This window comes from Herbaspirillum sp. B65, from assembly GCF_000333555.1.
Taxonomy (GTDB): domain Bacteria; phylum Pseudomonadota; class Gammaproteobacteria; order Burkholderiales; family Burkholderiaceae_D; genus Herbaspirillum; species Herbaspirillum rubrisubalbicans.
Map to the genome: position 1 here is coordinate 1 of NZ_BADI01000129.1, position 7,340 is coordinate 7,340.

The window sequence follows — 7,340 nt, forward strand, 5'->3', positions numbered from 1 at the left end:
CCGGCCATACGCCATCCGCTGCTAACGAGGATGTGCAGGTTGATGATGCGACCCTGCTCATCGGCTTTGCCGGTCCCTTGAGCGGCCCCAACATGGGAGTGGGGCGCAGTATGCGTAACGGGGCGCAACTGGCCATCGATGAAGTCAACCGGCGTGGCCTGCGCATTGCCGGCAAGGTGTACCGGCTCAAGCTGCTTTCCCAGGATGATCGCGCCGACCCGGTCACGGCCGAGTATGTAGCCCGCTATCTGGCCAGCCAGCACGTCCTGGCCGTGGTGGGACACTGGACCAGCGGTACCAGTCTGGTGGCTGCGCCCGTCTATCACGCCGCCGGGGTGATCCAGGTGACGCCCTCAGCCATGAGTCGCAAGCTCACTGCGCTGTCCTATCCGCGCATCTTCCGCACCATCCCCAACAACGAAAGCATGGGACGCTGGTCGGCCCAGTACGCCGTGGGCAAGCTGGGGGTACGCACCGTGGTCACCATCGATGACCGTACCCCCTTCGGCCAGGGGCTGGCCGAGCAGTTTGCGCAAGAAATCCAGGCTCAGGGGGCGCAGGTGGTGGACCCGCCGCTAAGGTAAAGTATCCCGCGAAAAATTGAGCGGATTTGAAATCAAAATGATCAAATCTCCGAAGATAGCGATATTTGTCTCGAAAATATTTCAAGATAGCCTCAAATAACATCTATTTTTTGAAAGTCCACCTATGTCCTTGACTGATTTCAGTTCCAACGCCGGCTACCCCGCACTACGTATGCGCCGGATGCGCCGCGACGCGTTCTCGCGTGCGCTGATGGCCGAAAACGTCATCACCAGTGCCGACCTGATCTATCCGGTGTTCGTCCAGGAAGGCCAGAACCTGCGCACCCCCGTGGCCTCGCTGCCGGGCGTGGAACGCCTCTCGCTCGATACGCTGCTGCCGGTGGCCGAGCAATGCGTCAAGCTGGGCGTGCCGGTGCTGGCGTTGTTCCCGGTGATCGACCCGGCCTTGAAAACCCCCGACGGCATCGAAGCCACCAATCCCGATGGCCTGGTGCCGCGCGTGGTGCGCGCCCTGAAGGACCGCTTCCCCGAGCTGGGCGTGCTGTGCGACGTGGCGCTGGACCCCTACACCAGCCACGGCCAGGATGGCGTGCTGGATGACACCGGCTACATCCTCAACGATGAAACCCTGACCCTGCTGGTCAAGCAGGCGCAAACCCAGGCCGACGCCGGGGTGGACGTGGTCGCGCCCTCGGACATGATGGATGGCCGCATCGCCGCCATCCGCGCCATGCTGGAAGCCAACGGCCACATCTACACCCGCATCATGGCCTACTCGGCCAAGTACGCCTCGGCCTTCTATGGCCCCTTCCGCGATGCGGTCGGCTCGGCCGCCAACCTGGGCAAGGGCAGCAAGTCGACCTACCAGATGGACCCGGCCAACAGCGACGAAGCCCTGCGCGAAGTGGCGCTGGACCTGCAAGAAGGTGCCGACATGGTGATGGTCAAGCCGGGGATGCCCTACCTGGACATCGTGCGCCGCGTGAAAGATGAATTCCGCGTGCCCACCTTCGCCTACCAGGTCAGCGGCGAATACGCCATGATCAAGGCCGCCGCCCAGAACGGCTGGCTGGACCACGACAAGACCATGATGGAATCCATGATGGCCTTCAAGCGCGCCGGTGCCGATGGCGTGCTGACCTACTTCGCGCTGGATATCGCGCGCAAGCTCAAGCAAGGCTGATCTCCCTCCACGCGCCAGGCCGATGACCGACGATCTCGATGGCGACCGCTTCCTGCAGCTACGGCCACGCCTGTTCGGCGTGGCCTACCGCATGTTGTCCTCGCGCAGCGATGCGCAAGACGTGCTGCAGGATGCCTGGCTACGCTGGCAGGCCCAGGACCGGCAGGCGCTGGCCTCGGCCGAAGCCTGGCTGGTGACGGTGGTCACGCGCCTGTGCATCGACCGCCTGCGCCAGTTGCAGCAGGAGCGCCAGCACTACGTCGGCCACTGGCTGCCGGAACCACTGGTGGGGTTGACCGAGCCTGGCCCCGACATCGACCTCTACGGCCAGGCGCAGCTCGCCCCCTCCCCGGAAGCCCTGCTGGAACAGCAAAATGACGTTTCCTTCGCCTACCTGCTGCTGCTGGAGCATCTGAAGCCCGAGGAACGCGCGGCCTTCCTGCTACGTGAAGTTTTCGACAACGACTATCCCGACATCGCCGCCATCCTGCAAAAGTCCGAGGCCAACTGCCGCCAACTGGTGCATCGCGCCCGCGCACGGCTGGCACGACAGCATACCGATGCCAGTGGCAAACCAGTGCGCGCCGCCACCGGCCCGGTCACGCGTGAGACCCACGCCCTGCTGCTGGAAAAATTCCTGCACGCCGTACAGAGCGGCCAGCGCGAGGCCATGCTCGGCCTGCTGGCCGAAGACGCGCGCCTGATCGGCGACGGCGGCGGCAAGGTGGCGTCCTTCCCGCATCCGCTGGCCGGTGGCGAACGCATCTCCTGGCTGTACTATGCCAACGTGCGGCGTCTGGCCGCGCGCATCGTCTATCGTGCGACCTGGATCAACGGCAGTCCGGGCCTGCTGCGCTACATCGATGATGTGCTGGAATCGGCCCAGGTGCTGGAAACCGACGGCACGCATATCCACGCCATCTACGTGGTGCGCAACCCCGACAAGCTGGCCGCCATCGCGCAGCAGACGCCGCAGGCCTGACTCTTTCAGGTTTCTTCACTTCTTTTTGATCGACACTGTCACAACGGGATATCCCTGTGCGTCTAGTGGAGGAACAGCGGCGATTGGCGCCGTTGTCACCTCACCCTAGCTGGAGAATTCCCATGTCCGACTTCAAGCAACGCCTGCCCCATGCCAAGCTGGCCGCCCCCGCCTTCAATGCCCTCATCAAGGCCAGCGAAGCGGTACACCAAAGCGGCATCGATCCCAAGCTGGTAGAACTGGTCTTCCTGCGCGTATCGCAACTGAACGGCTGCGCCTTCTGCACCGACATGCACTCGCATGAGCTGCTGCAACAAGGCGAAGACCAGCAGCGCCTCAACACCCTGGCGGCCTGGCGCGAAATCCCCTTCTTCACCGACGCCGAACGCGCCGCACTGAACTGGGCCGAGCTCTTCACCCACCTGCACCAGCCGGATGGCGACCAGGAAGATGCCGCCTTCGCCCTGTTGCAGCAGCACTTCAGCGATACCGAGATCGCCAACCTGAGCTTCGCGGTCGCCATCATCAATGCCTGGAACCGCCTGGGCGTGGCCATGCGTCCGCAGGTGCCGCGTCGCGCCTGAGCCCGGCCTGAAGCGCTGAAAAAAAACGCACCCCGGTCACCCGGGATGCGTTGAACATGGTCCGATCCACATCGGACCGCTTGCTCAAAACCTGGCCGGCGGCGGCTTGCAGTGTGCCGCCGGGCTTGTCATCTCAACCTGCCCTCACTTCCACAGCGCACACTTGGACTCCGCCTTGGTCATGTACGCTTGCTCGCCGGGGATGGTCTGGACCAGCTTGTAGTAATCCCAGGGGCGCTTGGACTCTGAAGGTTTCTTCACTTCCATCAGGTACATGTCATGCACCATGCGGCCGTCCGGGCGCACCACGCCATTACTGGTGAAGAAATCTTCGATGCGGTACTTGCGCAGGTACTCCATGACCTGGTCGGCATCGGTACTGCCGACCGCCTTGACGGCCTTGAGGTACTGGCCCACGGCCGAGGCGTCGCCGGCCTGGAACATGGAAGGCATCTTCTTCATCTTCAGGAAGTAGCGATTGGCCCAGGCCCGGCTCTGGTCGTTGAGATCCCAGTACCAGCCGTCGGTGAGGTACATCCCTTGCGTCAATTGCAGACCCAGCGAATGGGTATCGTTGATGAAGATCAGCAGGCCGGCCAGCTTCATGGTCTTGTTCACGCCGAATTCATTGGCGGCCTTGATGGCATTGATGACGTCGCCCCCGGCCACGGCCAGGCCCAGGATCTGCGCCTTGGAGGACTGCGCCTGCAACAGGAAGGAAGAAAAATCCGAAGTCGCCAGCGGTACCCGCGTAGCCCCCACGACGTTGCCGCCATTGCTCTTGACGACCTCGCTGGTGTCCTTCTCCAGCGAGGTGCCGAAGGCATAGTCGGCCGTCAGGAAATACCACGACTTGCCGCCCTGGCGCGTAATGGCAGCACCCGTGCCGCGCGCCAGCGCCGTGGTGTCATAGGCGTACTGGATGGTGTAGGCATTGCACTCCTCGTTGGTCTGGCGCGTGGTGCCGGCGCCCACCGAGAGAAAGACCTTCTTCTTTTCCGCTGCCACCTTGCCCATGGCCAGGCTGGCCGCCGAGTTCACGCCGCCGACCAGCATGTCCACGCCATCACGGTCGAACCATTCACGGGCCTTGTTGGCGGCGATATCGGCCTTGTTCTGGTGGTCGGCAAAGACCAGTTCCACCTTCTTGCCGTTGATGGTGCCACCGGCATCGGCAATGGCCATGCGGATGGCCTCGACGCCGCCCTGGCCGTCGAAGTCGGCATAGGTGCCGGACATGTCGGTGATGAAGCCGATCTTGATGGTATCGCCCGCCGCCTGAGCGGATGGCAGGGTAGCTGCGCCCAGCAGGGCACAGGCGGCCGACAGCGCGGCGCGCCGGATGAATGCGGTCATGGGTCTCCTCCTCTTAGGGTCTGCGGATGGGGTTCTTGTTACGACCCCGCAATCGAGTGCGGGGAAGGTCTTGCAGGACCGGCAGGCCACCGCCGGTCCGGGTAGGTCTACAACAACCGGATCAGCCCACGGTGGCGCGCGTCTGTTCACCATCGACCAGGCGCAGCAGGCCCAGCGGGTTGGCGTTCTGCAGCGGAGCCGGCAGCATCGCATCCGGGTAGTTCTGGTAGCACACCGGGCGCAGGAAGCGCTCGATGGCCAGCGTACCGACCGAGGTGCCACGCGCGTCGGACGTGGCCGGATACGGGCCACCGTGGACCATCGCATCGCACACCTCGACACCGGTGGGGAAACCGTTCAACAGCAGGCGGCCGGCCTTCTGCTCCAGGATCGCGATCAGGTCCTGGTTGCCTTGCAGGTCGCCGATCTCGGCTTGCAGGGTGGCGGTCAGTTGACCATTCATCTTGGCGGCGAAGTCCAGCAGTTGTTCACGGCTTTCCAGCTCGACGATGACGGTGGAGGGGCCGAACACTTCTTCTTCCAGCGGCGCTTCCTTGGAGAACAGCAGCGCGGCATCGGCCTTGAACAGGTGCGGCACGGCCTGGGTATAGCTGGTGCCGCCGGTGGCGATGACCTTCACGCCCGGCAACTGGCTCAGACGCGCCACGCCGCCGTTGTAGTGGGTCAGGCCGCCGCTGTTGAGCATGGTGGCCGGGTTGCTGCCGCCAAAGGCCGCCGAGAGCTTCTCGATGAAGGCGGTCAGTTCCGGCGAACGCACGCCCAGCAGCAGACCGGGGCTGGTACACAACTGGCCCACACCGACCGTGACCGAACCGGCCAGGTCCTTGGCGATGGCCTCACCGCGCACCTTGAGCGCTTCGGACATCAGGATGATGGGGTTGATGCTGGACATCTCGGCAAACACCGGGATCGGCTGCGGTCGGGCCGCAGCCATGTCGCACAGGGCGCGACCACCGCGCAGCGAGCCAGTGAAGCCCACGGCCTGGATGCCGGCGCTCTTGACCAGCTGGGCGCCCACGCGGTCGCCATAGATCATATTGAAGGTACCGGCGGGCATCGCGGTCTTCTTGACGGCGCGCTCGATGGCATTGGCCACCAGTTCGGAAGTGACCAGGTGGCCGCTGTGGGCCTTGAACACCACCGGGCAACCGGCGGCCAGGGCCGCAGCGGTATCACCACCGGCCACCGAGAAGGCCAGCGGGAAATTGCTGGCACCGAACACCGCCACCGGGCCCACGCCGATCTTGTACTGGCGGATGTCCGGGCGCGGCAGCGGCTGGCGTTGCGGCAGGGCGGTATCGATGCGGGCACCGTAGAAGTCGCCGCGGCGCACGACCTTGGCAAACAGGCGCATCTGGCCGCTGGTGCGGGCACGTTCGCCGGCCAGGCGCGGGGTCGCCGGCAGGGCGGTTTCGCGCGAGACGGCGGCCAGGAAGTCGTCGCCCAAGGCGTCGATTTCATCGGCGATGGCTTCCAGGAACAGGGCGCGCTGTTCGGCGGCAATGGCGCGGTACAGCGGATAGGCCTTCTCGGCCGCATCCACGGCGGCGGCCACTTCGTGCTCGGTGGCAGTCAGGAAGGGGGTTTCGAAGAGGGCACCGGTGGTCGCGTCCACGCTGTGCAGGGCGATGTCGCCCTGGCCGCTGCGCTGGCCGCCGATGTAGTTGTGTCCAAGAATCTTGTCGCTCACGTTGTGCTCCTGCTGGTTTCGTTGATACCGCCCGAGTTCGGGTCAGGCATGAAAGCTGCACTCGCATGGGGCGGGCACAGCTGAGGGGGAACTGCGGAACAGGCTGCCCTTGGCCGCTGTCCCGCGCTGCTCATTGTCGGCCATCACATGGATTGCTGCAGCATCTGCAGGTAATCCTGTTGCGAGGCCTCGCGCGGATTGGTCTTGTGGCTGTGGTCGGCCAGGGCACCCTTGATGATCTGCGGGAACAGGGATTCGCTCACGCCCAGTTCGCGCAGGCCGGCGGGCAAGCCCAGGCGACGGCTCATCTCACGAATCGCCGGGCCGATCTCGGCGCCGCTGGACAGACCCATGGCGTGGGCCATGCGCGCCATCTTGTTGTCCTTGACCATACTCGGCGCGCTTTCGTTGAAGGCGATGATGGCCGGCAGGAAGATCGCATTGAGGGTGCCATGGTGCAGCCTGGGATTGATGCCGCCCAGCGAATGCGACAGACTGTGCACGCAACCCAGTCCCTTCTGGAAGGCCATGGCGCCCTGCATGGAGGCGCTCATCATGTTGAGCCGTGCTTCGCGGTCGCCGGGCTCGCGGGTGGCGCGCTCGATGTGTGCCCAGGCACGCCACAGGCCATCCAGTGCGATGCCGTCGGCCGGCGGGTTGAAGGCTGGCGCCATGAAGGTTTCCAGGCAGTGCGCGATGGCATCCATGCCGGTAGCGGCCGTCATCAGCGGCGGCAGGCCCAGGGTCAGTTCGGGGTCGCAGATGGCCAGCCTGGGCACCAGGTACGGCGAGATGATGCCGACCTTGCGGCCATCGTCGAGGATCAGGATGGCGCCCCGGCCGACTTCGCTGCCGGTACCGGCAGTGGTCGGGATGGCGATATCAATGTTTGGGCCAGGTGATGCCCACGCTTTTCATTCCCTTGGCCACATCCATTTCTGGATGGGCCAGCACCACGTCGCGGTAGGATGGGCTGCCG

Annotated in this window: 6 protein-coding genes and 1 pseudogene; 4 read left to right on the forward strand and 3 right to left on the reverse strand. The window is 64.6% G+C overall.

Translation table 11 applies throughout. The features are described 5' to 3' along the window. The 4 genes from I5W_RS03340 to I5W_RS03355 all read left to right on the forward strand — a co-directional run. The coding region (locus I5W_RS03340) for a branched-chain amino acid ABC transporter substrate-binding protein (RefSeq protein ID WP_252716874.1) at positions 1-584 on the forward strand (584 nt) is incomplete at its 5' end. A 124-nt stretch (positions 585-708) separates the two neighbouring features. Beyond that, complete coding sequence (gene hemB, locus I5W_RS03345) at positions 709-1,728, forward strand: porphobilinogen synthase (RefSeq protein WP_044528180.1); 1,020 nt, start codon at positions 709-711, stop codon at positions 1,726-1,728. Positions 1,729-1,750: 22 nt separating this feature from the next. After that, positions 1,751-2,710: an RNA polymerase sigma factor SigJ gene (sigJ, locus tag I5W_RS03350; protein WP_044528181.1), complete on the forward strand. Its 960-nt coding sequence runs from the start codon at positions 1,751-1,753 to the stop codon at positions 2,708-2,710. A gap of 122 nt (positions 2,711-2,832) precedes the next feature. Further along, entirely contained in the window at positions 2,833-3,294 is a 462-nt protein-coding gene (locus I5W_RS03355) for a carboxymuconolactone decarboxylase family protein (protein ID WP_044528182.1), read from the forward strand. A 144-nt stretch (positions 3,295-3,438) separates the two neighbouring features. Here I5W_RS03355 and I5W_RS03360 read toward each other — a convergent pair whose 3' ends face one another. The 3 genes and pseudogenes from I5W_RS03360 to I5W_RS03370 form a co-directional block, all read right to left on the reverse strand. Beyond that, on the reverse strand, positions 3,439-4,650 hold the full coding sequence (locus I5W_RS03360; RefSeq protein WP_044528183.1) for an ABC transporter substrate-binding protein: 1,212 nt from the start codon (positions 4,648-4,650) through the stop codon (positions 3,439-3,441). A 121-nt stretch (positions 4,651-4,771) separates the two neighbouring features. Next, the gene (locus I5W_RS03365; protein ID WP_044528184.1) at positions 4,772-6,361 is read right to left on the reverse strand and encodes an aldehyde dehydrogenase (NADP(+)); all 1,590 of its coding nucleotides are present in this window, start codon (positions 6,359-6,361) and stop codon (positions 4,772-4,774) included. Between the two features lie 143 nt (positions 6,362-6,504). Further along, positions 6,505-7,242 (reverse strand): annotated as a pseudogene (locus I5W_RS03370) (iron-containing alcohol dehydrogenase); the annotation flags it as partial. Between the last annotated feature and the right edge of the window lie 98 nt (positions 7,243-7,340).